The organism is Burkholderia sp. AcTa6-5, from assembly GCF_017815075.1.
Lineage (GTDB): Bacteria > Pseudomonadota > Gammaproteobacteria > Burkholderiales > Burkholderiaceae > Burkholderia > Burkholderia sola.
Genome location: NZ_JAGIQE010000030.1, coordinates 41,861 through 66,264, shown reverse-complemented (window position 1 = coordinate 66,264; position 24,404 = coordinate 41,861). Strand labels below are relative to the sequence as shown.

The following is a 24,404-nucleotide window of genomic DNA, read 5'->3' as shown; positions in this document are numbered from 1 at the left end:
AGCGCGCGGGCCGGGCACGGCGGGGATTCATCGGGCATGTACCGGCTCGCGCATCCAGTCGCGAAGCAAGGCGGGACATCGACAACGACAACGGTAATACCGCGGCGATCGTAGCAAGCCGAATCGGAACCGTTGCCCCGGTTCAGCCGGGGCAACGCGCGAAAAAAGTCCGGTGGCGGCGTCGCCCGCGGTCGCCGTCGTTTCCTAGAAGGGTTCGCCGGTTTTCGCGCACCCGTTCTTCCGGATAATGGCCAGCAGCCACGCGGTGAACGGCCCATCGTCCACCGCGGACAACAACAAACCGGAGACACCCGCCTTGATCGCCACGCTTCCCGCCACCTACCGCCGGCTCTGGCCGCTCGCCATCGCGGCGGCGCTGCTGTACGGGCTGTCGCTCGCCGCCGCGCCCTATCCGGGCCAGGCCGCCGCGAAGGCCGCGATGGGCATCCTGCTGCTCGCGGCGGGCGGCACCTGCGGCGCGCCGCGCGAACGCGCGTGGCTGTGCGCGGCACTCGCGACGGCCGTGCTCGGGGACGTGCTGCTCGCGCTGCCCGACTGGCCGCTGTCGTTCGTGTTCGGCCTCGGCGCGTTCCTGCTCACGCACCTGTGTTATTGCGCGATTTTCTTCCGGTGGCGCGCGCGGCCGCGTGGCTGGCGCATCGTTGCGCTCGTCGGGCTGTGGATCGCCGCGCCGGCGTTCTACGTGGCGTTCTTCCCGCACCTCGGCGAGCTGCTGGCGCCGGTCGCCGTCTATATGCTCGTGCTGTGCGCGATGGCGAGCTTCGCGCTCGCCGCCCGCACGCGCGGCCCGCTGGTCGCGATCGGCAGCCTGATCTTCGTCGGCTCGGACACGCTGATCGGCGTCGGCCGGTTCCTCGGCGGTTTTCCGGGCATCGACTATCTGATCTGGGGCCTTTATGCGCTCGCGCAGGTCACGATCGTGGCCGGGGTTTTCCATGAGACGGCCGCTCGATCGATCCGTCCCTGATACCGTTTCAAACAGGCCGCCGCGCGCCGGCGGCTTGATCGCCAGCGCCTCCCGCCCTGCCGACGGCCTTTTCCGCGCATCCCGCATGGCGGAAACGGGGCCGTTCCAAACCCCGCTCAGCCTTTCCCCGCTTGATTTCCTGCCCTTAGAGCGTCGCTTCTAGCCTCTTGCGGTTTCCGGGTTCACCCACTATCGTTACATCAACCAATGTAACATTAAAAAATGAGCCAGATCGGAGACACCCGGATGAATGCTCGCACGTTGCCTTTCGGTCCACCCGGCCCTGACGGCCGGGATGAAGCCATCGACATCGCCATCATCGGCACCGGCTTCGCCGGCCTCGGGATGGCGATCCGCCTGAAACAAACCGGCGTGACCGACTTCGTCGTCCTCGAGAAGGCCGCGTCGGTCGGCGGCACGTGGCGCGACAATCATTACCCCGGGTGTGCATGCGACGTGCAATCGCACGTCTATTCGTTCTCGTTCGCGCCGAACCCGCGCTGGACCCGCATGTTCGCGCCGCAGCCGGAGATCCGCGCGTATCTGGAAGACTGCGTGCAGCGCTTCGGCGTCGGCCCGCACCTGCGGCTGAATCACGAGTTGCAGCGCGCCGAGTACGACGAAGCCGCGCAACGCTGGCGCCTCACGTTCGCGAACGGCAAGCGGCTGTCGGCGCGCGTGCTGGTGTCCGGGATGGGCGGGCTGTCGCGCGCCGCACTGCCGGCGATTCCCGGTGTCGAGACCTTCAAGGGCCGCGCATTCCATTCGCAACAGTGGGATCACGACTACCCGCTCGAAGGCAAGCGCGTCGCGGTGATCGGCACCGGCGCGAGCGCGATCCAGTTCGTGCCGCAGATCGCGCCGCGCGTGAAGTCGCTCGCGCTGTTCCAGCGCACGCCGCCGTGGATCATGCCGAAGCCCGACCGCAACCTGACCGGCGTCGAGAAATGGCTGTTCCGCACGCTGCCGTTCACGCAGAAGGTCGTGCGCAGCGGCATCTACTGGATGCTCGAATCGCGCGTGCTCGGCTTCGCGATCCATCCGTCGCTGATGAAGAACGTGCAGAAGCTCGCGCTGCGTCACATCCGCAAGCAGATTCCCGATCCGGCACTGCGCAAGGCCGTCACGCCGAACTACACGCTCGGCTGCAAGCGCGTGCTGATCTCGAACGACTACTACCCGGCGCTGTCGCGCAAGAACGTCGACGTGATCACGACCGGCATCGATCGCATCGAAGCCGACGCGGTCGTGACGACCGACGGCAAGCGTCATGAAGTCGACTGCCTGATCTACGGCACCGGCTTCCAGGTGGCCGACCCGTATCCGCGCGGCGCGATCATCGGCCGCGGCGGCCTCGACATCGTCGATGCGTGGCGCGACGGCGCGCACGCGTATCTCGGCACGACGCTGCCCGGCTACCCGAACTTCTTCATGATCGTCGGCCCGAACACGGGCCTCGGCCACAACTCGATGGTGTTCATGATCGAGTCGCAGATCGAATACATCCTCGGCGCGCTGCAGACAATGCGCCGCGAGCGCGCGGAGGCGATCGAGGTACGCCCGCTCGTCGAAGCGCAGTACAACGACGACCTGCAGGGCAAGCTGAAGAAGGCGATCTGGTCGACGGGCGGCTGCAAGAGCTGGTACCTCGACCCGCGCACCGGCAAGAACACGACGCTGTGGCCGGGCTTCACGTGGCGCTTCCGCCAGGCCACCGCGCAGTTCTCGATCGCCGATTACCACGCGTATCGCGCACCGCACGACACGACCGCGCGGCCCGCCGCCGCGCCGGCCGCTTCCGCTTCCACATCCGCCGAAGCGGCCTGAGCCAGACAAGGAGCCATCGACATGAGAGATTTCGCCAACAAGGTCGCCGCGATCACGGGTGCCGGCTCGGGCATGGGCCGCGCACTCGCGATCCAGCTCGCGCAGGCCGGCTGCCACGTGTCGCTCGCCGACAAGAACGGCGTCGGCCTCGCCGAAACCGAACGAATCGTCGGTGCGATCGCGCCGAACGTGCGCGTATCGACGCGCGTGCTCGACGTCGGCGATCGCGACGCGATGTTCGCGTGGGCCGACGACACCGCGCAGGAGCACGGCAAGGTCAACCTGATCTTCAACAACGCGGGCGTCGCGCTGTCGAGCACGATCGAAGGGATGGACTACAGCGATCTCGAGTGGATCGTAAACATCAACTTCTGGGGCGTCGTGCACGGCACGAAGGCGTTCCTGCCGCACCTGAAGGCATCGGGCGACGGCCACGTGATCAACACGTCGAGCATCTTCGGGATCTTCGCGCAGCCGGGCATGAGCGGCTACAACGCAACCAAGTTCGCGGTGCGCGGCTTCACCGAATCGCTGCGCCAGGAACTCGACATGATGAAGTGCGGCGTGTCGGCCACCTGCGTGCATCCGGGCGGCATCCGCACGAACATCGCGCAGTCGAGCCGCGTCGCGAAGAACATGGTCGGCTTCATCGTCGAGAGCGAACAGCAAGGCAAGGACAGCTTCGAGAAGTTCTTCATCACGACCGCCGACGACGCCGCGCGCACGATCCTCGCCGGCGTGCGCAAGAACAAGCGCCGCGTGCTGATCGGCCGCGACGCGAAGGGCGCGGACTGGATGGCGCGCATCCTGCCGGCCGCGTACCAGGCGCTCGTCGTGCTCGCGACGCGCCGCGAGGCCGCGAAAGCCCGCCGTGCCGCACGCGGCGCGCCGGCACCGGCACCGGTGCACGCCACCTACAACAATGCAGGCAATCAGGGAGAACAATCATGACGACACCGAACATGATGCCCGTGCGGCGCGACATCCGTTTCGCGCTGCCGCCCGAACGCGCGAAGGACTGGCATGTGCAGGGCGTGCCGGTCACGCACTTCATGAATGCGCTGTCGCTGCTGTTCCCGGCCGGCGAACGCTTCTTCATGGATTCGGTGCGCAACTACCGCGACCGGATCGAGGATCCCGAGCTGAAGAAGCAGGTCATCGGCTTCATCGGGCAGGAAGCGATGCACACGCGCGAGCACATCGAATACAACGATCTGCTGCAGGCGTCAGGCCTGCCCGCGCACAAGCTCGACAAGCGTCTGTGGACGATCCTCGGCTGGTTCAAGAAGGTGCTGCCGCACTCGATGCAGCTGGCGATCACGATCGCGCTCGAACACTACACGGCGATCCTCGCGAACCAGTTGCTGTCGGGCCACGAGCACCGGATCGACGGCTCGGTCGAGGGCTACCAGCAGATGTGGATGTGGCACGCGATGGAGGAAACCGAGCACAAGGCGGTGTCCTACGACGTGTGGCGCACCGTGATGAAGCCGGGCCTCGGCAGCTACCTGCTGCGCACCGGCACGATGCTGACGACGACGGTATTCTTCTGGGCGATCGTGTTCGACTTCCACGTGCGGCTGATGCGCGCGCACCGTCGCGAACACGGCAAGTTCGACGGCATGTGGCGCCTCGTGAAGTATCTGTACAGCCCGAAGAACGGCGTGTTCCCGCGCATCGCGCGCGAATGGCTCGACTACTTCCGCCCGGGCTTCCACCCGTGGGATCACGACAACCATCAGTACCTGCAGGAGCTCGACACGCTGCTCGACAACATCGACGCGACCAACGCGCGCTATGCGGCGCAAGCCGCCCCGCGCCGCGTGCCGCTACATTCGGTAGCGCAGGCATGACGCGATGGCGCGCGCTCACGAGATGCTGACCGTCCGGTCCGGCGACGTGAAACTCGCCGTCTACGTCAGCGGGTCGCGTCGCGCGCCGCCGCTGATCCTCGTGCATGGCTACCCGGACTCGGCGACCGTGTGGGCGCCGATCCGCGCGCGGCTCGCGAAGCGCTACCGCGTGATCGCGTACGACGTGCGCGGCGCCGGCGCATCCGATGCGCCGCGCCGCCGTGCCGACTACACGCTCGAACGGCTCGCCGACGACCTGAAAGCGGTGGCCGACGCGACCTGCGGCGGCCGGCCGTTCCACCTGGTCGGCCACGACTGGGGCTCGATCCAGTGCTGGGAGGCCGTGACCGACCCCGCGTTCCGCGGCCGCATCGCGTCGTACACGTCGATCTCCGGCCCGTGTCTCGATCACGTGTTCCGCGCGAAGATGCGGCTCCGGCAGAGCCTGAAATCCTGGTACATCGCGTTCTTCCATCTGCCGCTCGTGCCGTCGCTGGTATGGCGGCTCGGCGGCGCCGCGCTGTGGCCGCGCTGGCTGCAGCTCACCGAACGCGTGCGCGCCGAGCGCGATCCCGTGCAACTGAAGAACGCGCTGAACGGGATGCGGATGTACCGCGCGAACTTCCTTGCCCGGGCCCGCAAGCCGCGTGAGCGGTACGCGCAGGCGCCGGTGCAGATTCTCGTTCCGCTGCGCGACCGCTACGTGACGCCCGAGATGTCGGTCGACCTCGACCGCTGGCTCGGCGAGCACGTGCGCGAGGAAATCGACGGCACGCACTGGATCGTGCTGCGCCATCCGGACATGATCGCGTCGCGGATCGACCGGTTCGCGGCCGCGCATGAACGGCCCGCGGTTGCCGCCGCGTCGGCAGCGGCGCCGGCCACGCGAACGGGAGCCGCGGATCAGCGCAACGGCGGCAGTCGCTTGAACAGCGTTTCGTAGTCGATCACGAGCCCGTCGTCGTCGATGTCCATCTCCGCGGTGAAATTCCGGAAGATCCCTTCGTAGCGGTAGCGGCGGCCCGGTTCGATGCACGCATAAGCCTGCTTGACCGGCGTGACCTTCAGATCCGGCGTCGAGATGTACGCGACGTCGATCGGCCGCCGCTCGCCGCGCGCGAGCCCGAGGCGGCCGATCGGCAGCGAATTCGTGAACGGCGTCGCGGCGATGTCGATATCGATGCAGCCGTCGAGCTCGTGCAGTTCTCGGCCTGAGCCGTCACGCCAGTGCCCGGCCCCGTCGCCACGCAGTTCGAGCGTGCCGCCGCCCATCACCTTGAGCACCGCGTAGGTCACGCGCCATTGCAGATCGCATTCGACGCGATACGCGAGCCCGTACGCGCGGCCATACCGCTGGCCGACCACCGCGCTTTCGACGACGATGCCGGATTCACTCCGGTCGAACGTCAGATGTTCGATTCCGTCGCCTTCGAGCGACGCCCAACGTACTTCGCGCATCGTTCCACCTCCTTGGTATCCCGCGTCGGGGCATCGTCACACAAATCGTCGCTATCCGGAATGCCGCCGTCGATTGAGTCCAGCTCGGCGACCCGGTCGCTAGAGCGTTGAAACTGACGCGCATGGGTCCCCCCTCGGCAACCCCGCGTGCACGCGAAAGCAATAGCGATGGCGCAAATTTGATATCGAATCGCCGGAATCTCGCGAAAACGCTAACAAAACATCCCGAGTACGCGCACCGCACCTCGCGATGCCCCGCTTCAGGGCATCGACCACAAATCCTGACTATCCAGCATTCCCTATTCCGGTGCATCGCAGCGTGTCCTATGCTCACGACTCATCCTGTTCCGCCGCGATCATGCCTACTGCCCGCCCCGCTTCGCCGTCGATCGACCTGCGCACCCTGCTGCGCGGCATCGGGCAGATCGTGCTGCAGGCGAATGCGCTCACCGGGTCGCTGCTGCTCGCCGCGCTCGCGCTGAACGACCTGCGGCTCGCATGCGCGGCGCTGGTCGGCTCCGCCGCCGCCAGCATGACGGCCGTGCTGACCGGCGCCGAACGCCGCGACGTCGAACAGGGGCTGCACGGCTTCAACGGCGCGCTCGCGGCGCTGATCGCCGTATTGTTCGCGCCCCATCAACTCGCCGCCGTCGCGCTGGTGCCGCTGGTCGCGATCGGCGCGGCGCTCGTGCAACGCGCGATGCGGGCGTCGCTCGCCCGCTGGCGCCAGTGCCCGTATTCGAGCCCGTGCCTGGTCGTCACCGCGCTGTGGCTGCCGTTTGTCGCGTTGCAGCATGCGGACGGCGCGACCGCCGCCCCGGTGCCGACGCTCGCTTCCGCAACCGACGCGCTGTTGTCGGGCGTTGCTCAGACCACCTTCGCACAAGGCGCATGGGCCGGCGCGCTGGTCGTCGCCGCCCTCGCCGTCGCGTCACGCCGCGCGGCCGCGTTCGCGCTCGGCGGCGCGATCGCGTCGACCGTGCTGCTGACCGCGCTCGGCGCAAGCGACGCGTCGTTCGCCGGCGGCCTGCTCGGCTTCAACGGCGCGCTCGCCGCACTCGCGCTGATGTCGCGCGGGCCGCGTGCGGCGCTCGCGGCCGCCGCACTCGCCGCGCTGATCCAGTGGCTCGCGATGCGCGCGGGCATCCCGGTGTTTACAGCCCCGTTCGCGCTCGCGGCGTGGGTGACCGTAGTCGTCGCGCGCCGCCTCACCCTCGGAGCACCCGATGTCATTCGCACACCGTCCTGACGCCGTGAAGCCCGGCGGTCCGATCTCCGACGCCGAACGCAGGCTGCGCGTCGACCTCGCCGCCGCGTACCGGCTCGTCGCGCTGAACGGCTGGGACGACCTGATCTACACGCATCTATCCGCGACCGTGCCCGGCGAGCCCGGCCACTTCCTGATCAACCCGTTCGGCCTCACGTTCGACGAGGTACGCGCATCGAACCTCGTGAAGATCGACCTCGCCGGCAACCGGATCGGCGACAGCGAGCACGCGGTCAACGTGACCGGCTTTGCACTGCATGCGGCCGTGCACGCCGCGCGCGCCGATGCCGTCTGCGTGATGCACCTGCACAATACGGCCGGCATCGCCGTGTCGATCCAGCGCGACGGACTGTTGCCGGCGTCGCAGCACGCGTTGCGCTTTCACGGCGATCTTGCGTACCACGACTACGAAGCGCTCGCGCTCTCGCCGGCCGAAGGCGCACGGCTGACCGCGAACCTCGGCGCGAAATCCGCGATGCTGCTGCGCAACCACGGCACGCTGACGGTCGGCCGGACCGTCGCCGAAGCGTACGTGCTGATGGATACGCTGATCAAGGCGTGCGACATCCAGGTGCGCGCACAAGCAGGCGGCGGGCCGCTCGTGCTGCCGGAGCCGGCCATCGCCGAGCGCACCGCCGAACAGTTGCGCGACGGCGGCGCGATCGAAGGCGAACTGGAATGGCCGGCGCTGCTGCGCCGGCTCGACCGGATCGATCCGTCTTATCGCGACTGACCGCGCATCCACCCCACCCAATCGTTCAATCCCAACCGGAGCCTGTGTCATGCCGACTTTCAATATCCAGCTGTTCGAAGGCCGCACCGTCGAGCAGAAGCGCGCATTCGTCGAAGCAATCACGCGTGTCACGTGCGACACGCTCGGCTGCACGCCGGGCTCGGTCGACATCATCCTGACCGACGTGAAGAAGGAGAACTGGGCGACGGCAGGGAAGCTGTGGACCGACGAGCGCTGAGCACCGACGGCGGCGTCGCGCCGGCGCCGTCCGCTCTGTGCTGAGCCCTGCACTGAGCCCTGCACCGCAGCGCCTGCGACGCGTGCTGCACGCCGGCGCCTCCACTCGCCTCCGTTGTGCGCCCGCACATCGCTTTGTCACGCAATCGGCGCATAATGCCGAACAGACGCAGCAGCCAATGGCCACCCGACGGAGACCGCCATGGAAGCGAAGAACGAGGAAGTCGTCGCACACCTGCTCTCCGATGTCGTCGAATTCGCGCGCGCTCGTCTGCCCGACGCCACGTTCCGGATCGTCGAACCCTTCCTGCGTCATTACTACGATTTCGTCGATGCCGACGATCTGCAGAGCCGCGGCATCGCCGACCTGTACGGCGCCGCGATGGCGCACTGGCAGACCGCCCAGAAATTCGTGCCCGGCAGCGAACGCCTGCGCGTGTACAACCCGCTCCTCGAACAGCACGGCTGGCATTCCGACCACACGGTGATCGAGATCGTCAACGACGACATGCCGTTCCTGGTCGACTCGGTGACGATGGCCATCAACCGTCTCGGGCTCGCGCTGCACTCGGCGCTGCATCCGGTGTTTCGCATCTGGCGCGGCGCCGGCGGCGGCATCGAGCGCGTCGACGCGGGCGGTGCGACGTCCGGCGACGGCCAGTCGCAACTCGCGTCGTTCATCCATTTCGAAGTCGACCGCTGCGGCGACGCCGCGCTGCTCGACACGCTGCGCGAGGACATCGCGCGCGTGCTCGGCGACGTGCGCGCGTCGGTCGAGGACTGGCCGAAGATCGTCGACATCGCCCGCGCGACGATCAAGGAGATGAAGGCGCGCGAGTCGACCGCGGAGGACATCGAGGCGCGCGCGTTCCTCGAATGGATGGCCGCCGATCACTTCACGTTCCTCGGTCAGCGCGACTACGCGCTCGTATCGGACGGCACGGGCTTCGGCCTGCGCGGCATCGAGGGCTCGGGCTTCGGGATCCTGCGCGAATCGCTGCGCACGTCCGGCGCCGCCGACGTGACGCCGCTGCCGCCGGCCGCCGCCGACATCATCACCGGCGCCTGGCCGATCTTCGTGACCAAGGCGAATTCGCGCGCGACGGTGCACCGGCCCGGCTACCTCGACTACGTCGGCGTGAAACTCGTCGGCGCCGACGGCAAGGTCACCGGCGAGCGCCGCTTCATCGGGCTCTACACGTCGACCGCCTATTTCGGTTCGTACACCGAGATTCCGATCGTGCGCCGCAAGTGCGCGAACATCGTGCGGCGCGCGGGCTTTTTGCCGAAAGGGCATCTCGGCAAGTCGCTCGTGACGGTGCTCGAAACCTATCCGCGCGACGAACTGTTCCAGGCCGACGAAGACCGGCTCTACGACATCGCGCTCGGCATCCTGCGCCTGCAGGAACACCAGCGCACGCGACTGTTCGTGCGGCGCGACCGGTTCGACCGCTTCGTGTCGTGCCTCGTGTTCGTGCCGCGCGACAAGTACAACACCGACCTGCGCCGCCGCATCGCGAAGCTGCTGGTCGACGCGTACAACGGCGTGAACGTCGAATTCACGCCGCTGCTGTCGGAATCGGCGCTCGCCCGCATTCACTTCGTCGTGCATGCGGAACCGGGCACGATGCCCGACGTCGACACGCGCGAACTCGAAACGCGGCTCGTGCAGGTCACGCGCCGCTGGCAGGACGATCTCGCCGACGCGCTGCTCGACGCATTCGGCGAAGAACAAGGCAACCGCCTGCTGCAGCGCTATGCCGATTCATTCCCGGCAGGCTATCGCGACGACTATCCGGCGCGCACGGCCGTGCGCGACATCGAGCTGATCGAGCGCGTGAAGGACTCGGGCCAGCTCGCGATGAACCTGTACCGGCCGATCGAGGCCGAGCCGCGCGCGTTCCGCTTCAAGGTGTATCGCGCGGGCGACCCGATCGCGCTGTCGCGCAGCCTGCCGATGCTCGAACATCTCGGCGTGCGCGTCGACGAGGAGCGGCCGTACCGGATCCAGACGCAGGACGCCGCGCACGCGTGGGTACACGATTTCGGGCTGGAACTCGCCGACGATACCGAGTTCGACATCGAGCGCGTGAAAGGCCTGTTCGAAGATGCGTTCGACCGGATCTGGAGCGGCCGGATCGAGAACGACGACTTCAACCGCCTCGTGCTGCGCGCGCACCTGAGCGCGCGCGAGGTCACGATCCTGCGCGCGTATGCGAAATATCTGCGGCAGGTCGGCTCGACCTTCAGCGACGCGTATATCGAACGCGCGCTGACCGGCAATCCGGCGATCGCGCGGCAACTCGTCGAGCTGTTCCTGCTGCGCTTCGATCCGCGCATCGGCGACACGCGCGACGTGCAGGCCGAACGGCTGCTGAAGGCGATCGAAGGCGCGCTCGACCAGGTGCCGAACCTCGACGAGGATCGCATCCTGCGCCAGTTCCTCGGCGTGATCAACGCGACCGAGCGCACGAACTACTTCCTCGCGGACGCGAACGGCGAATCGAAGCCGTACCTGTCGTTCAAGTTCAATCCGGCGAAGGTGCCCGGCCTGCCCGAACCGAAGCCGATGTTCGAGATCTGGGTGTATTCGCCGCGCGTCGAGGGCGTGCACCTGCGCGGCGGGCGCGTCGCGCGCGGCGGCCTGCGCTGGTCGGATCGCCGCGAGGATTTCCGCACCGAGGTGCTCGGGCTGATGAAGGCGCAGATGGTGAAGAACGTCGTGATCGTGCCGGTCGGCTCGAAAGGCGGCTTCGTCGTGAAGAACCCGCCGCCGCAGAGCGATCGCGAAGCGTGGATGCGCGAAGGCATCGCGTGCTACCAGACGTTCCTGCGCGGGCTGCTCGACCTCACCGACAACCTCGCCGGCAACGCGATCGTGCCGCCGCCCGACGTGGTGCGCCACGACGCCGACGATCCGTACCTGGTCGTCGCCGCCGACAAGGGCACGGCCACCTTCTCCGACTATGCGAACGCGATCTCGCACGAATACGGCTTCTGGCTCGACGACGCGTTCGCGTCCGGCGGCTCGGTCGGCTACGACCACAAGAAGATGGCGATCACCGCGCGCGGCGCGTGGGAATCGGTGAAGCGGCACTTCCGCGAGATGGGCGTCGACACGCAGGCGACCGATTTCACCGTGGTCGGCGTCGGCGACATGTCGGGCGACGTGTTCGGCAACGGGATGCTGCTGTCGCCGCATATCCGACTCGTCGCCGCGTTCGATCACCGGCACGTGTTCCTCGACCCGAACCCCGACCCGGCAACGAGCTTCGCGGAGCGCCAGCGGATGTTCGCGCTCGAACGCTCGAGCTGGGCCGACTACGATACGTCGGTGATTTCGCCGGGCGGCGGCGTGTATCCGCGCACCGCGAAGACGATCCCGCTGTCGCCGGCCGTGCAGTCCGCGCTCGGCATCGACGCGCACGCGCTGCCGCCCACCGAGCTGATCCGCGCGATCCTGCAGGCGCCGGTCGACCTGCTGTACAACGGCGGCATCGGCACCTACGTGAAGGCCGCGCGCGAAACGCACACGCAAGTCGGCGACCGCGCGAACGACGCGGTGCGCGTGAACGGCGCGGACCTGCGCTGCAAGGTCGTCGGCGAAGGCGGCAATCTCGGCTGCACGCAGTTCGGCCGCATCGAATTCGCGCAGCGCGGCGGCCGCATCAATACCGACGCGATCGACAACTCGGCCGGCGTCGATTGTTCGGATCACGAAGTCAACATCAAGATCCTGCTCGGGCTCGTGGTGTCCGACGGCGAGATGACCGAGAAGCAGCGCAACGCGCTGCTCGCCGAGATGACCGACGAAGTCGGGCTGCTCGTGCTGCGCGACAACTACTACCAGACGCAGGCGCTGTCGATCGCCGGCCGCTATGCGGTCGAACTGCTCGACGCCGAGGCGCGCCTGGTGCGCTGGCTCGAGCGCGCGGGCCGCCTGAACCGCGTGATCGAGTTCCTGCCGACCGACGACGAAGTCGCCGAGCGGCAGGCCGCGAAGCTCGGCCTCACGTCGCCGGAGCGCGCGGTGCTGCTCGCGTACAGCAAGATGTGGCTCTACGACGCGCTGCTCGAATCCGACGTGCCCGAGGATCCGCTGGTGGCCGCGATGCTCGTCGACTACTTCCCGAAGCCGCTGCAACAGCGCTTCAGCGAGCCGATGCGCCGCCATCCGCTGCGCCGCGAGATTCTCGCGACGCATCTGACGAACGCGCTCGTGAACCGCGTCGGCTGCGCGTTCGTGCACCGGCTGATGGAGGAAACCGACGCGCAGCCCGGCGACATCGTGCGCGCGTGCATCATGGCGCGCGACGTGTTCGACCTCGATGCGGTGTGGCGCGATATCGACGCGCTCGACAATCGCGTCGCCGACGACGTGCAGGCGCGCATGTTCGTCGACGTCGCGCGGCTGCTGGAGCGCGCGGCGCTGTGGTTCCTGCGGCATCTGCAGTCCGGCGCGGTGGCCGACGGCGGCGTCGCCGGATTGATCGCGCGCTGCCGCGACGCGGTGCAGCGCATCGCGCCGCAACTGCCGTCGCTGCTGCCGGCCGACGATCTGGAAGCGCTGTCCGAGCGGCAGCGCGTGCTGGTCGACGCCGGCGTCGACAGCGCGCTCGCGGTACGCGTCGCGAGCGGCGACATCTCGGCCGCGCTGCTCGACATCGCCGAAGTGGCGGCGACCTGCAACCGCAGCCTCGAACTCGTCGCGGGCGTCTATTTCTCGCTCGGCATGCTGCTCAATTACGGGTGGATCGGCGAACGCGCGGCGAACCTGCCGACGCCGACGCACTGGGACATGCTCGCGCGCGCCGCCGCGCTCGCGGAAGTCGCGCGGCTCAAGCGCACGCTCGCGACGAGCGCGCTCGCGGAATCGCCGGATTCGACCACGCCGGACACGATCGTCGGCGCGTGGCGCGTGCGCCGCGAGGCCGCGCTCGCGCGTTACGAGCACCTGCTCGCGGATCTACGCGCATCCGGCGGCACGAGCCTCGCGGTGCTGCTCGTGGTCGTGCGGGAAATGGCCGTGCTCGAACGCGCGTGACGAAGGCGACGGGTCAGACCGTCGCGACGAGCAATTCTTCCGCGCGGTTCGGCGGCCGCAGGCCGTCCGTGCGATCGACGAAATAACGGCGCGTCAGCTCGGCGGCCGACACGTGTTCGGCCTTCGCAAAACCGGCCTCCCGTGCAAGCGCCTGGATCTGTTCCGGCAGGAAGAAGCTGATGAACGGCGTGCCGCTCGCGCGCGCGCCCTTCGCGGCCATTTCCAGCCCGGGGCGCACGTCCGGATCCGCATTTTCCAGCGGCAGCAGGAACGTCATCGCGAACGTCGAACCGGGCGCGAGCGACGCGACTTCGCGCAGCGCGGCCGCATTCGCTTCGCGCGTCAGGTACATGCTGACGCCGGTGGACACCACGACCGCCGGCTGGCCCGCATCGAAGCCCGCGCCGACGAGCGCGTCGCGCCACGACTGCTCCGCCTCGAAATCGACCGGCACGAAACGCAGCCAGTCGGGCACGCCGAAGCCGAGTTCGGCCAGGCGGCGCTGCTTCCAGCGTTGCGGCGCCGGCGGGTCGACTTCGAACACGGTCACGCGCGACGCCATGTCCGGCCGGCGCTGCACGAAGCTGTCGAGCCCCGCGCCGAGGATCACGTACTGGCTCACGCCGCGCGCCGCCCGTTCGGCCACGAGATCCTCGATGAAGCGCGCCCGCGCGACGATCGACGCGCGAAACGGCCGCGTGAACTGCGGATCCATGTCGCCGCGCTGCTGCCAGCCGGGCGCCGGCGCGAGCAATTGCAACCCGATTGCGTCGGCGAGCACGTGCGGCGGCGCGTCGAGTTCGACGTGCAGCGCACGCCACAGCGCGACGCGCGCGGCCGTGCTGTCGGGCGCATCGTCTTCGCGGATAACCGTCATATCGACCTCACGCGAGCTGCTTGCCCGGCGCCTGCAGACGCCACACCCGGCCGTCGGGATCGCGCACGATCATGTCGCGCGCCCCCCAGTGCGTATCCTCGAACGGCGCGACGACATCGACGATCGGCCGCGGCTGCACCGCCTGCTCGTCGGCGACCTTGATCACGACCTGCATGTCGGGCTTTTCGCTCGGCGGCACTTCGGCGATGAACAGGAACGGGCCGTCGCCGCTGCGCAACTGGCCCGACTGGTGATCGGTTTCGAATTCCAGCGTGAAGCCCAGCGCCTGGAAGAACTTCGCCGACTTGCCCCAGTTGTGCGTGGTCAGGTACACGGCTTCGATTCGCTCGGATGACATGTCACTCCTCCTGGTTGGACGGTCCCGCGCCGGGCGGCGGCGCGGCCAGGTACGCGCGCAACGCGTCGGCCACCAGCGCGGACAGCGATTGCTCCGTTTCGATGGCGCGATGCTTGACCTGCCGGATCAGGGAGAGCGGCAGGTACACGTTGAATTGCTTCACTTCTTCGTCGGTCATGGGGCTAGTATGCTAGCAATCTAGCAAAAGTCAAATGCGGATGCGGTGAAACGACTGGAATGAATCGGCGCGCGGCCCGCGAGCAGGCCGCTTGCAGTGCCTCGTATGCCCGCGTTACCGCGCAACTCGCGCCGCGAGCCGCGCGAACAGCGCGTCGAGATCGAATCCCGCCGTATTGACGCCGATCGTGTCGCGCAGGCACGCGGCCCAGTCGGCTGCTGTGTCGAACGTGACCGTGCGCCCGGCGCCCGCCGCGTCGCGCAGCGTCAGCACGGTGTTGACCAGCGCCGCGCGGCCGTCCGGCAGCACGCGGCACGCGATCAGGTCGTTCACGAAGATCGATTCGGGATACGTCGACGTGAACCAGTTCGCGGCGTCGTAATCGATCCATTCGGCCGGCTTCAGCGAGAAGCGGTAGGTCGTGTGCCAGCCGTCGGGGATCTCGAACTGCATGTCGAATTCGCCGTGGACCGGCGCATCGACCACGCGAAACGCACCGTGCGGCGTCAGTTGCCGCTCGCCCGGCGCGAAGCGCAGCGGCGCGGTCAGCGTCGCGCTGCCGAAGCCGATGTCCGCGAGCCACGCCGCGCCGTCGAGGTCGATGCGCAGCAGCATGTGCGTCTGCGCTGTGACGATCTCGGGCGGCCGCATCCAGCGCACGCGCGCGATCAGCGGCGTCACGCGGAAACCGATCGTCGTGAGCGCGGTGTAGAACAGCTTGTTGAGTTCGAAGCAGTAGCCGCCGCGGCGGCGTTCGATCACCTTGTCGACGATCGCGGGCAGGTCGAGCGCGACGCGCGTGCCGGTCAGCGGATTGAGGTTTTCGAACGGAATCGCCTGCGGGTGCAGCAGATGCAGCCGGCGCAGCACGTCGAGCGTCGGCTCGACCGGGCCGTCGTAGCCGATGCGGGAAAAATAGCGCGAGAGGTCGAACGAGTCAGTCATGAACCGGCACCGATGAAAGGGACCCGCCACGATAGCATCGCGCGAAATCCCCATGTTGTGCGGGCCTATCGTTCGTGGCCGGCGTGCGCGATGCCGGCCACGCATCGCCGCCGCACCCGCACGACGTTACGGCAGCAGCTTCAGTGCGGACGACGCGACCGACGGCACCGAAATGCCCTGGCTCGTCGCGAACTGCACGGCCTGGCCGAGCGTCGCGGCAAGCGACTGCAACTGGCCCGGCGCGCTTTGCGCGATATACGTCGCGGCCTGCATGTTCTGCGGATTCAGGCCCGACTGCAGCAGCGACGCCGCGCTCGTCGAACCGAGATTGCCGAGCCCCGACTGCAGTTGCGAATACTGCGTGAGCCCCTGCCCGAGCGAGGCGAGGCCGTTGCTGAACGCCTGCTTGTCGATCGGCCCGTGCGTGGCGCCGCCGCTCGCGAACGCCTGGCCGAGCGCCTGCGACACCGATTGCTGCGCGCCGCCCATCTGCGACAGCGTGGCCGGCGACAGCGCATCGCCGCCGGATAACTGGCTCGCGGCCTGCTGCGCCTGCCCGGCCGCCCCGGTCAGGCCCATCGCCGACGCGAGCGACGACTGGCCGCTCAGCACCTGCCGGTTCGCGCCGACATAGGCCTGCAGCAACTGCGCGACACCGCCCTGCGCCGGCGCTGCCGCCTGCTGCTGCCCGCCGCCGAGCAGCGACGCGCCGATCGACTGCAGGTCGAGCTGCGCGTGTGCGGCGCCGCTCGCCAGGATGCCGAACGCGATGCCTGCCGAGGCCAGATGCCGGCCCGTCGCGCGAATGTGCTTCATGTTTTTCCCTCGTGCCCGAATGGTCGAGGCGATATTGTCGAAGCGCGTCGCGCGCCGCCGCAACGACTGAAACACATCGAAACGAAATCACCGCGCGCCGCCGCTTGCAATTCCGCGGCCGGCGACCGTCGTCGCGCCGATTCGTCCATGTTTGCGGTGCGATGTGATGCGCGTACCGGCATTCTTTCTCCGGTTGCGTCAATGGACGCAGGCTCCGGCGTGCGCAGGCAGCGCGCCGAAACACCTCCACGGGCGCGTTTCGTGTCGAGCGATGCCAAGCAAAACGGGCAGCGCATCGCCGCCCGCTTCGTCATGCGGCCACTACCGCCCGCCACTGCCCGCCGGCGACGCCGTTACGCTGCCATCCACGCCGGCAACCGCTGGTTGACCCAGTCGGCCGCCTGCTCGTAGCCGTGCGCAAGCTGCAGCACGGCGAGATCGGCGCGCGGACGCCCGATCAGCTGCATCCCCATCGGTAGCCCCGCGTCGTTGAAGCCGACCGGCACGTTGATCACCGGGCAGCCGGCCAGCGTCCACGGCACGACCGTTTCCATCCAGCGGTGGTAGGTATCCATCGCGCGGCCCGCGATCTCCTTCGGCCAGCGCTGGTCGACGTCGAACGGAAACACCTGCGCGGTCGGCGCCGCGATGAAGTCGTAACGGTCGAAGAAGCTCAGCACCGCCTGATGCCACGCGGTCCGTTCGACGCTCGCGTCGAACACGGCCGCGCCCTGCATCGCGAGCAGCCCCTCGACCTCGTAGATCGCCTCGGGCTTCAGCAGCGCGCGGCGCGCCGGGTCGCGATAGTGCGCGAGCAGCCCGCCGCCCGACAGCAAGTGCCGGTGCGTGAGCCACAGACGCCAGATCCGGTCGGGCGCGAACGCCGGCAGCGCCGCATCGACGTCGCAGCCGATCTCGCGCAGCGTCGCCAGCCCGCGCTCGCACTGCGCGAGCACGCCGGCCTCGGTCGCGAGATAGCCGTTCCAGTCGCCAACCCACGCGACGCGCTTGCCGCGCAGGTCCGCGTCGAGCGGTTGCGCGAACACGGCCGGATCTTCCGCGAGCGACAGCGGATCGTTGCGGTCGTAGCCGGCCTGGATCGCGAGCAGTTGCGCGACGTCGCCGACGGTGCGGCCCATCGGCCCTTCGATGCCGAGCTGCTGCATGAACACGTCGACGCCCGGCCAGCGCGGCACGCGGCCCTGCGACGGACGGAAGCCGACGATGTTGCAGAACGCGGCCGGATTGCGCAGCGACCCGCCGAAATCGCTGCCGTCCGCCACCGGCAGCATCCGCGACGCGAGCGCCGCCGCCGTGCCGCCGCTGCTGCCGCCCGCGCTCTTCGTCAGGTCGTACGGGTTGCGCGTCGCACCATAGACCTCGTTGAACGTGTGCGAGCCGAGCCCGAACTCGGGCGTGTTGGTCTTGCCGATGAAGATCGCGCCGGCCGCGCGCATCCGCGCGACGCCGACGGAATCGGCCTGCGGCACGTTCTCGCGGAAGATCGGCGAGCCGTAGGTCGTCCGCAGGCCCTTCGTCATCGCCAGATCCTTCGGCGCCTGCGGGATCCCGTGCAGCCAGCCGCGGTACGCGCCGCGCGCCAGCTCCGCATCCTTTTCCGCGGCTTCCGCCAGCAGCGCGTCGCGGTCGCGCAGCGCGACGATCGCGTTGACCGCGCCGTTCACGCGCTCGATATGGTCGAGATACGCACGCATCGTCTCGACGCACGAAACCGCCTTGCTGCGGATCGCCGACGCAAGCTCGCCGGCCGACAGGCGCACGACCGGATCGACGGGAATGGAAGCGGAAGCGAGAAACTGCGGGGCGCCGTGCGGCATGCGGGGTCTCCTGGGAAGCGGTATCGGATGGCGCGCCGCCCGGCGGCGGCCGCCGCTCTACTCTACGCGACGCGATCCGGGCGACCTCCGATATTTTGCGGCGCAATTCATTGCGGATTCGACTGAATCGCGATGCTTCGGACAACCGGCGACGACCGGGTTGCGCCGGCGCCGCCGCTCGCTGCCGTTTATGCGCATAAACTTAAATTTCTTATATTTTTAATCGGTGCGTCACAGGACCGCGCACGTTAACGACATTTTTATACGGCCGACCGATCTCTTTAGATCGCTTCGTCCGGCCGCCCGCTACGCTGGAAGCACTTCGTTTCCGGGTTCATCGTCCATGCTCAAGCTGCTGGTTCCGGTCGGCCATTCGCCCCGCTCGCTTCAGGCGGTTCGTCACGCGACGTTCCTGTATCGCGAGCGCTGCGCGTCGGAGGTCGTGCTGATCAATGTGCAGGCGCCGCTGGAATCGACGCGGCTCGAGGCCTATCACCCGCTGTCGCGGCTGCGCGCGATCGAGACACGATTCGCGACCGACGATCTCGCGATGGCCGAGCGGATCCTGCGCGATGCGGACGTGAAATTCAGCGTCGTAATGAAGGTCGGCCCGGTGGCCGATACGATCGCGGCCGCGGCGGCCGAGACCGGGTGCGACGAGATCGTCGTCGCCGCGCCGAGACGCGATCCGCTACACGCGCTGATGTCGGTGTTTCGGCGCAGCGTGATGGCGCGGCTGGTGCGAATTTCGAACGTGCCGGTGACGGCGGTGCAATGACGGAAAGGCGCGTCACGCGTGCGCACCGTGCGCACGCTGTCGCGCAGCGCTTATTTGATGGCCTTGCGCCAGAACACGAAATAGGCGGCCGCCGAAGACGCCAGCAGCAGGATCGCCCACATCGGGGCAAGACTGATCAGGACGGAAGAGACGTTCAACATTTGGATTCCTCACTATTTCGACAGCGATATTCAACACCTGCGTGCTTGCCGGACCTGACGCGTTGACCCTGCGTCGCGTTCCGTCAAATCATGCATTCATGCTATCGCTTTGAACGGCCGCGCGACCGCCGCCGCCCGCCCGTACCCTGACATTCGTCAAACTACCGCGCATTGGCCGCCCGCCGGGCGGCGGCGACGGAAAAACAGGACAGGATCGTCCCGCCCCGCTACCGCTTTCAGCAGACGTTTACCGGGGGAAGCCCCAAGTGCTTCGTCGAACGTGTCCGCGTTACGCTTGAGCGACGAGGAGACGAACCATGAGACGAGCCGTACATATCGCTGTTTTTGCACTGCTGGCCTATCTCATCGGCGATCGCGCGATCCTGCATGCGCAGGGCCGCGACGCCAGCCCGCTCGCGTGCGAGCAAGGCGCCGCGCAGGTGAAGGCCGACGCGCTCGGTCGCGGCTTTGGCGAAACCGCCGCCGGCAGCCAGAGCGAGGCCTTCATGTCGGGCTGCCTGGTGACGGGACGGAACGATCGGAACGTCGCGATGGCGGCCCGCTGACGCGTATCATCCGTGGGCGAGCCTGCGCGCCCGAAGTCGCAGGCTCGGGCGCCGGTTTGCGCTGCCGGCCGCTACTTTCCCGATCGACGTTTCGACGGACGTCATCGTCCGCCCCTCCCTGCCCCGTTACGCCCAACATGACCGATCCGAACACCGCGTTGATCCAGCGCTTCTACACGGCCTTCCAGCAGCGCGACATCGATGCGATGCTCGCGTGCTACGCCGACGACATCGTGTTCAGCGATCCCGCATTCGGCGAACTGCGCGGCGAACTTGCGCGCGACATGTGGCGGATGCTGGTCGCGCGAGCCCAGGAGTTCTCGCTGACGTTCGGCGAAGTCGCCGCGGACGACCAGGCCGGGCGCGCGACGTGGAGCGCGCGCTACCGGTTCGCCGCGAGCGGGCGGATGGTGGTCAACCGGATCGATGCGCGCTTCCGGTTTCGCGACGGACGCATCGTCGAGCATCGCGACCATTTCGACCTGTGGCGCTGGGCGCGTCAGGCGATCGGGATGAAAGGCGCGCTGCTCGGCTGGACGCCCTTCATGCAGCGCGCAATCCGTGCACAGGCACGGAAAAATCTCGACGCGTATCGCGCCAAGCGGAAATAAATGAACCCGCGCGCGCCGCGGCCCCTCCGCTAAGGCTTCATCGTCGCGTTGATCAGGTCGTACGCCATGTCCGGCACCACGCCGTCCGGGTTCGTGAGGCCGTTCTGGCGATACCAGCTTTCATCGGCCTCCGGATGCGGGCCGGCAAGGCCGACGCGCCCTTTGCCGTAGCGGTACGTGGCAGCCGCGATGTCCTTGTTCGGGTAGATCGCCAGCACGATCCCGCCGGAGCCGATCGGCGCGACCGGCAGCCTCGCGCCGTCCTGATAGTAGATCCAGCGCTTTTTCCCGCGCCAGACGACCGGCGTCACCGTGTCGGCGATGCCGTGAAGCGTCGAGCCCGGCCGGTCGACCTCGGAGTCGATATCGCCGGCAACCAGCCCGAAACCCTGCGCGCCGGCCAGGTAGGCGCCCATGCACAGCCCGAGGTATCGGCCGCCGTTCGCGACGTATCGCCGCACGGCCCGCATTTCGTTTCGGCCGATGCTAGCTGCCGCGCCGGGAATGTCCTGCCCGCCGCCGGGCTGCACATAGAGCGCCGCACCGGCCAGCGCGGCGGGCGTGATCCTGAGCTTTTCCGCCGGCCCCACGTAGATCACCCGGAACCGCTGGTCCGATTCCCGCAGGCGTGTGGCGATGGTTTCGGCGCACCCGTCACACGCGGCAGGACCGCGATAGACCAGCGCGACCGGCCGACTCGCCGCATCCCCCGCTTCGTCGCCGGGCGTAGCCGCGTAAACGGCCGGCGACGCGACGAGCACCATCATCAGGAAAATCGCGTTTCTGGAGTGCATGTCGTGGATCGCCGGAGTCAAGGGAAGCGCTACCGCCCGGGCCGAATCGACGGGGCGCGCGACGACGTCCGCCTCCCGTTCCGCCTCCCGATTGCAAGCTGCGTGACGGCAAGCGTAGCGGCCCGAACGCGCCCGGTGTGTACCGTTTCCTGCGGGATTGTGCAGATACGTGCGATACCGACGACCTGAACCGACACCCTGCATCCGCCCGCCGGCCCGCCCGACAAGGCCGGCTCCGCCATGCAGCCGCGCCTCCCGTCTTTCGCATTGCCAAGTCTTATATAAGACATAAGACATTTGACGTTCCAGACCATTGAGATTAGAATCCCGCTCAAAGCAGTGCCTGGAATAGCCCCGGAGTGCCGGCAAGGCCTTCCCCTCAAACGCAATATCAGCAGGTCTCCCCATGCTTGAAAACTTTCGTGCTCACGTGGCCGCCCGCGCCGCGCTCGGTATTCCTCCCCTGCCGCTGACGGCTCAGCAAACCGCCGAACTGGTCGAATTGCTGACGAACCCGCCCGCCGGCGAAGAGCAGACGCTGCTCGAGCTGATCACCCATCGCGTGCCCGCCGGCGTCGACGAAGCCGCTCGCGTGAAGGCCGGCTTCCTGGCCGCCGTCGCGAAGGGCGAGACCGCCTGCCCGCTGATCTCGCGTGCGCGCGCCACCGAGCTGCTCGGCACGATGCTCGGCGGCTACAACATCCAGCCGCTGATCGAGCTGCTGTCCGACGAAGCCGTGGCTGCGGTCGCCGCCGACGCGCTGAAGAAAACCCTGCTGATGTTCGACCAGTTCCATGACGTGAAGGAACTCGCCGACAACGGCAACGCGCACGCGAAGGCCGTGCTGCAGAGCTGGGCCGACGCCGAATGGTTCACGAGCCGTCCGGAAGTGCCGCAAAGCCTGACCATCACCGTGTTCAAGGTGACGGGCGAAACCAACACCGACGATCTGTCGCCGGCGCCGGACGCCACCACCCGCCCGGACATCCCGATGCACGCGCTGGCGATGCTGAAGAACGCGCGCCCGGGCATCACGCCGGAAGAAGACGGCAAGCGCGGCCCGGTCAAGTTCATCGAATCGCTGAAGGAAAAGGGTCACCTGGTCGCCTACGTCGGCGACGTGGTCGGCACCGGCTCCTCGCGCAAGTCGGCCACCAACTCGGTGCTGTGGTTCACCGGCGAAGACATCCCGTTCGTCCCGAACAAGCGCTTCGGCGGCGTGTGCCTCGGCGGCAAGATCGCCCCGATCTTCTACAACACGATGGAAGATGCCGGCGCGCTGCCGATCGAGCTCGACGTGTCGCAGATGGAAATGGGCGACGTGGTCGAACTGCGCCCGTACGAAGGCAAGGCGCTGAAGGACGGCAAGGTCATCGCCGAATTCCAGGTGAAGTCCGACGTGCTGTTCGACGAAGTGCGCGCCGGCGGCCGCATTCCGCTGATCATCGGCCGCGGCCTGACCGCGAAGGCGCGTGAAGCGCTCGGCCTCGCGCCGTCGACGCTGTTCCGCCTGCCGCACCAGCCGGCCGACAGCGGCAAGGGCTTCTCGCTCGCGCAGAAGATGGTCGGCCGCGCGTGCGGTCTGCCGGAAGGCCAGGGCGTGCGCCCGGGCACGTACTGCGAACCGAAGATGACCTCGGTCGGCTCGCAGGACACCACGGGCCCGATGACCCGCGACGAACTGAAGGATCTGGCCTGCCTCGGCTTCTCGGCCGACCTCGTGATGCAGTCGTTCTGCCACACCGCCGCGTATCCGAAGCCGGTCGACGTGAAGACGCACCAGACGCTGCCGAACTTCATCAGCACGCGCGGCGGCATCGCGCTGCGCCCGGGCGACGGCGTGATCCACTCGTGGCTGAACCGCATGCTGCTGCCCGACACCGTCGGCACCGGCGGCGATTCGCACACGCGCTTCCCGATCGGCATCAGCTTCCCGGCGGGTTCGGGCCTGGTCGCGTTCGCGGCCGCCACCGGCACGATGCCGCTGGACATGCCGGAATCGGTGCTGGTCCGCTTCAAGGGCAAGATGCAGCCGGGCGTCACGCTGCGCGACCTCGTCAACGCGATCCCGCTGTACGCGATCAAGCAAGGCATGCTGACTGTCGCCAAGCAAGGCAAGAAGAACATCTTCTCGGGCCGCATCCTCGAAATCGAAGGCCTACCCGACCTGAAGGTCGAGCAAGCGTTCGAGCTGTCGGATGCATCGGCCGAGCGTTCGGCGGCCGGTTGCACGGTGCACCTGAACAAGGAACCGATCATCGAGTACCTGAACAGCAACGTCACGCTGCTCAAGTGGATGATCGCGCAGGGTTACCAGGATCCGCGCAGCCTGCAGCGTCGTATCGCCGCGATGGAACAGTGGCTCGCCGACCCGCAACTGCTGTCGCCGGATGCCGACGCCGAATACGCGGCGGTCATCGAGATCGACCTCGCCGACATCCACGAGCCGATCGTCGCCTGCCCGAACGACCCGGACGACGTGAAGACGCTGTCCGACGTCGCCGGTGCGAAGATCGACGAAGTATTCATCGGCTCGTGCATGACCAACATCGGTCACTTCCGTGCCGCGTCGAAGCTGCTCGAAGGCAAGCGCGACATCCCGGTCAAGCTGTGGGTCGCGCCGCCGACCAAGATGGACCAGAAGCAGTTGACGGAAGAAGGTCACTACGGCGTGTTCGGCACGGCCGGCGCCCGCACCGAAATGCCGGGCTGCTCGCTGTGCATGGGTAACCAGGCACAGGTGCGCGAAGGCGCGACGGTGATGTCGACGTCGACCCGCAACTTCCCGAACCGCCTCGGCAAGAACACGAACGTGTACCTCGGCTCCGCTGAACTGGCGGCGATCTGCTCGCGTCTGGGCAAGATCCCGACCAAGGAAGAGTACATGGCCGACATGGGCGTGCTCACCGCCAACGGCGACAAGATCTACCAGTACATGAACTTCGACCAGATCGAGGACTTCAAGGAAGTCGCCGACACCGTGCAGGTGTAAGCACGCAGTCGGGCTGCGACGGGCGGTCGACGTCGCAGCGCACTGACAGGCGCCGCAAGCCGAAAGGCCGCGGCGCTTTTTTT

21 protein-coding genes are annotated in these 24,404 nt (G+C 67.8%); 13 read left to right on the top strand and 8 right to left on the bottom strand.

Features of this window, described 5'->3' with window-relative positions:
• Positions 1-316: 316 nt before the first annotated feature.
• From J8I33_RS29605 to J8I33_RS29585, 5 genes are all read left to right on the top strand, one after another.
• The gene (locus J8I33_RS29605) at positions 317-988 is read left to right on the top strand and encodes a lysoplasmalogenase (RefSeq protein WP_209939626.1); all 672 of its coding nucleotides are present in this window, start codon (positions 317-319) and stop codon (positions 986-988) included.
• Between the two features lie 246 nt (positions 989-1,234).
• Positions 1,235-2,815 (top strand): NAD(P)/FAD-dependent oxidoreductase, encoded by a 1,581-nt coding sequence (locus J8I33_RS29600; RefSeq protein WP_209939625.1) that lies wholly within the window; start codon positions 1,235-1,237, stop codon positions 2,813-2,815.
• Positions 2,816-2,836: 21 nt separating this feature from the next.
• A complete protein-coding gene (locus J8I33_RS29595; protein WP_124679341.1) occupies positions 2,837-3,766 on the top strand; it encodes an SDR family oxidoreductase in 930 nt (309 codons plus the stop codon).
• The gene (locus J8I33_RS29590) at positions 3,763-4,668 is read left to right on the top strand and encodes a metal-dependent hydrolase (RefSeq protein ID WP_209939624.1); all 906 of its coding nucleotides are present in this window, start codon (positions 3,763-3,765) and stop codon (positions 4,666-4,668) included. Before J8I33_RS29595 ends, J8I33_RS29590 begins: the two co-directional genes overlap by 4 nt.
• Positions 4,669-4,672: 4 nt before the next feature.
• The gene (locus tag J8I33_RS29585; protein WP_209939623.1) at positions 4,673-5,611 is read left to right on the top strand and encodes an alpha/beta fold hydrolase; all 939 of its coding nucleotides are present in this window, start codon (positions 4,673-4,675) and stop codon (positions 5,609-5,611) included.
• Here J8I33_RS29585 and J8I33_RS29580 read toward each other — a convergent pair.
• Positions 5,572-6,126, bottom strand: a complete 555-nt coding sequence (locus J8I33_RS29580) for a putative glycolipid-binding domain-containing protein (RefSeq protein ID WP_209924877.1) — start codon at positions 6,124-6,126, stop codon at positions 5,572-5,574. The two genes, J8I33_RS29585 and J8I33_RS29580, sit on opposite strands and share 40 nt — an antisense overlap.
• A gap of 358 nt (positions 6,127-6,484) precedes the next feature.
• On the opposite strand from J8I33_RS29580, the gene J8I33_RS29575 reads away from it, so the two are divergent.
• From J8I33_RS29575 to J8I33_RS29560, 4 genes are all read left to right on the top strand, one after another.
• Positions 6,485-7,375: an urea transporter gene (locus tag J8I33_RS29575; protein ID WP_209924876.1), complete on the top strand. Its 891-nt coding sequence runs from the start codon at positions 6,485-6,487 to the stop codon at positions 7,373-7,375.
• Positions 7,353-8,126 (top strand): class II aldolase/adducin family protein, encoded by a 774-nt coding sequence (locus J8I33_RS29570; RefSeq protein ID WP_209939622.1) that lies wholly within the window; start codon positions 7,353-7,355, stop codon positions 8,124-8,126. Before J8I33_RS29575 ends, J8I33_RS29570 begins: the two co-directional genes overlap by 23 nt.
• A 49-nt stretch (positions 8,127-8,175) precedes the next feature.
• On the top strand, positions 8,176-8,364 hold the full coding sequence (locus J8I33_RS29565) for a 4-oxalocrotonate tautomerase (RefSeq protein ID WP_209939621.1): 189 nt from the start codon (positions 8,176-8,178) through the stop codon (positions 8,362-8,364).
• 201 nt (positions 8,365-8,565) lie between these two features.
• Positions 8,566-13,407 carry an NAD-glutamate dehydrogenase gene (locus tag J8I33_RS29560; RefSeq protein WP_209939620.1) on the top strand — a complete coding sequence of 1,614 codons (4,842 nt, stop codon included), beginning with the start codon at positions 8,566-8,568 and terminating at the stop codon, positions 13,405-13,407.
• 13 nt (positions 13,408-13,420) lie between these two features.
• On the opposite strand, the gene J8I33_RS29555 is transcribed toward J8I33_RS29560, so the two are convergent.
• From J8I33_RS29555 to J8I33_RS29530, 6 genes are all read right to left on the bottom strand, one after another.
• The gene (locus J8I33_RS29555) at positions 13,421-14,284 is read right to left on the bottom strand and encodes a class I SAM-dependent methyltransferase (protein ID WP_209939619.1); all 864 of its coding nucleotides are present in this window, start codon (positions 14,282-14,284) and stop codon (positions 13,421-13,423) included.
• Positions 14,285-14,291: 7 nt separating this feature from the next.
• The gene (locus J8I33_RS29550; RefSeq protein ID WP_209939618.1) at positions 14,292-14,642 is read right to left on the bottom strand and encodes a VOC family protein; all 351 of its coding nucleotides are present in this window, start codon (positions 14,640-14,642) and stop codon (positions 14,292-14,294) included.
• 1 nt (position 14,643) lies between these two features.
• Complete coding sequence (locus J8I33_RS29545; protein WP_050011903.1) at positions 14,644-14,820, bottom strand: ribbon-helix-helix domain-containing protein; 177 nt, start codon at positions 14,818-14,820, stop codon at positions 14,644-14,646.
• Positions 14,821-14,934: 114 nt separating this feature from the next.
• Positions 14,935-15,765 (bottom strand): arylamine N-acetyltransferase, encoded by an 831-nt coding sequence (locus J8I33_RS29540; RefSeq protein ID WP_089489487.1) that lies wholly within the window; start codon positions 15,763-15,765, stop codon positions 14,935-14,937.
• Between the two features lie 126 nt (positions 15,766-15,891).
• The gene (locus tag J8I33_RS29535) at positions 15,892-16,581 is read right to left on the bottom strand and encodes a hypothetical protein (RefSeq protein ID WP_209939617.1); all 690 of its coding nucleotides are present in this window, start codon (positions 16,579-16,581) and stop codon (positions 15,892-15,894) included.
• Between the two features lie 353 nt (positions 16,582-16,934).
• A complete protein-coding gene (locus J8I33_RS29530; RefSeq protein WP_209939616.1) occupies positions 16,935-18,419 on the bottom strand; it encodes an amidase in 1,485 nt (494 codons plus the stop codon).
• Positions 18,420-18,762: 343 nt separating this feature from the next.
• On the opposite strand from J8I33_RS29530, the gene J8I33_RS29525 reads away from it, so the two are divergent.
• The 3 genes from J8I33_RS29525 to J8I33_RS29515 all read left to right on the top strand — a co-directional run bounded on the left by J8I33_RS29525 (position 18,763) and on the right by J8I33_RS29515 (position 20,535).
• Complete coding sequence (locus J8I33_RS29525) at positions 18,763-19,197, top strand: universal stress protein (protein ID WP_209939615.1); 435 nt, start codon at positions 18,763-18,765, stop codon at positions 19,195-19,197.
• 478 nt (positions 19,198-19,675) lie between these two features.
• Complete coding sequence (locus tag J8I33_RS29520) at positions 19,676-19,924, top strand: adhesin (protein ID WP_209924869.1); 249 nt, start codon at positions 19,676-19,678, stop codon at positions 19,922-19,924.
• A 137-nt stretch (positions 19,925-20,061) separates the two neighbouring features.
• Positions 20,062-20,535 carry a nuclear transport factor 2 family protein gene (locus J8I33_RS29515; protein WP_050011908.1) on the top strand — a complete coding sequence of 158 codons (474 nt, stop codon included), beginning with the start codon at positions 20,062-20,064 and terminating at the stop codon, positions 20,533-20,535.
• A 29-nt stretch (positions 20,536-20,564) separates the two neighbouring features.
• Here the strand turns inward: J8I33_RS29515 and J8I33_RS29510 are convergent, their stop codons facing one another.
• A complete protein-coding gene (locus J8I33_RS29510; RefSeq protein ID WP_245172574.1) occupies positions 20,565-21,626 on the bottom strand; it encodes a BPL-N domain-containing protein in 1,062 nt (353 codons plus the stop codon).
• A 109-nt stretch (positions 21,627-21,735) separates the two neighbouring features.
• On the opposite strand from J8I33_RS29510, the gene acnB reads away from it, so the two are divergent.
• A complete protein-coding gene (gene acnB / locus J8I33_RS29505) occupies positions 21,736-24,321 on the top strand; it encodes a bifunctional aconitate hydratase 2/2-methylisocitrate dehydratase (RefSeq protein WP_050011910.1) in 2,586 nt (861 codons plus the stop codon).
• The last annotated feature ends 83 nt before the right edge of the window (positions 24,322-24,404 follow it).

Bases quoted from the DNA above. Each gene is read 5' to 3' on its own strand.
- J8I33_RS29515 (WP_050011908.1), top strand. From the start codon at position 20,062: ATGACCGATCCGAACACCGCGTTGATCCAGCGCTTCTACACGGCCTTC.
- J8I33_RS29575 (WP_209924876.1), top strand. From the start codon at position 6,485: ATGCCTACTGCCCGCCCCGCTTCGCCGTCGATCGACCTGCGCACCCTG.
- J8I33_RS29595 (WP_124679341.1), top strand. From the start codon at position 2,837: ATGAGAGATTTCGCCAACAAGGTCGCCGCGATCACGGGTGCCGGCTCG.
- J8I33_RS29555 (WP_209939619.1), bottom strand. From the start codon at position 14,284: ATGACGGTTATCCGCGAAGACGATGCGCCCGACAGCACGGCCGCGCGC.
- J8I33_RS29520 (WP_209924869.1), top strand. From the start codon at position 19,676: ATGAGACGAGCCGTACATATCGCTGTTTTTGCACTGCTGGCCTATCTC.
- J8I33_RS29545 (WP_050011903.1), bottom strand. From the start codon at position 14,820: ATGACCGACGAAGAAGTGAAGCAATTCAACGTGTACCTGCCGCTCTCC.
- J8I33_RS29530 (WP_209939616.1), bottom strand. From the start codon at position 18,419: ATGCCGCACGGCGCCCCGCAGTTTCTCGCTTCCGCTTCCATTCCCGTC.
- acnB (WP_050011910.1), top strand. From the start codon at position 21,736: ATGCTTGAAAACTTTCGTGCTCACGTGGCCGCCCGCGCCGCGCTCGGT.
- J8I33_RS29560 (WP_209939620.1), top strand. From the start codon at position 8,566: ATGGAAGCGAAGAACGAGGAAGTCGTCGCACACCTGCTCTCCGATGTC.
- J8I33_RS29540 (WP_089489487.1), bottom strand. From the start codon at position 15,765: ATGACTGACTCGTTCGACCTCTCGCGCTATTTTTCCCGCATCGGCTAC.
- J8I33_RS29580 (WP_209924877.1), bottom strand. From the start codon at position 6,126: ATGCGCGAAGTACGTTGGGCGTCGCTCGAAGGCGACGGAATCGAACAT.
- J8I33_RS29550 (WP_209939618.1), bottom strand. From the start codon at position 14,642: ATGTCATCCGAGCGAATCGAAGCCGTGTACCTGACCACGCACAACTGG.
- J8I33_RS29535 (WP_209939617.1), bottom strand. From the start codon at position 16,581: ATGAAGCACATTCGCGCGACGGGCCGGCATCTGGCCTCGGCAGGCATC.
- J8I33_RS29590 (WP_209939624.1), top strand. From the start codon at position 3,763: ATGACGACACCGAACATGATGCCCGTGCGGCGCGACATCCGTTTCGCG.
- J8I33_RS29525 (WP_209939615.1), top strand. From the start codon at position 18,763: ATGCTCAAGCTGCTGGTTCCGGTCGGCCATTCGCCCCGCTCGCTTCAG.
- J8I33_RS29570 (WP_209939622.1), top strand. From the start codon at position 7,353: ATGTCATTCGCACACCGTCCTGACGCCGTGAAGCCCGGCGGTCCGATC.
- J8I33_RS29565 (WP_209939621.1), top strand. From the start codon at position 8,176: ATGCCGACTTTCAATATCCAGCTGTTCGAAGGCCGCACCGTCGAGCAG.
- J8I33_RS29585 (WP_209939623.1), top strand. From the start codon at position 4,673: ATGGCGCGCGCTCACGAGATGCTGACCGTCCGGTCCGGCGACGTGAAA.
- J8I33_RS29600 (WP_209939625.1), top strand. From the start codon at position 1,235: ATGAATGCTCGCACGTTGCCTTTCGGTCCACCCGGCCCTGACGGCCGG.
- J8I33_RS29510 (WP_245172574.1), bottom strand. From the start codon at position 21,626: ATGTCTTATGTCTTATATAAGACTTGGCAATGCGAAAGACGGGAGGCG.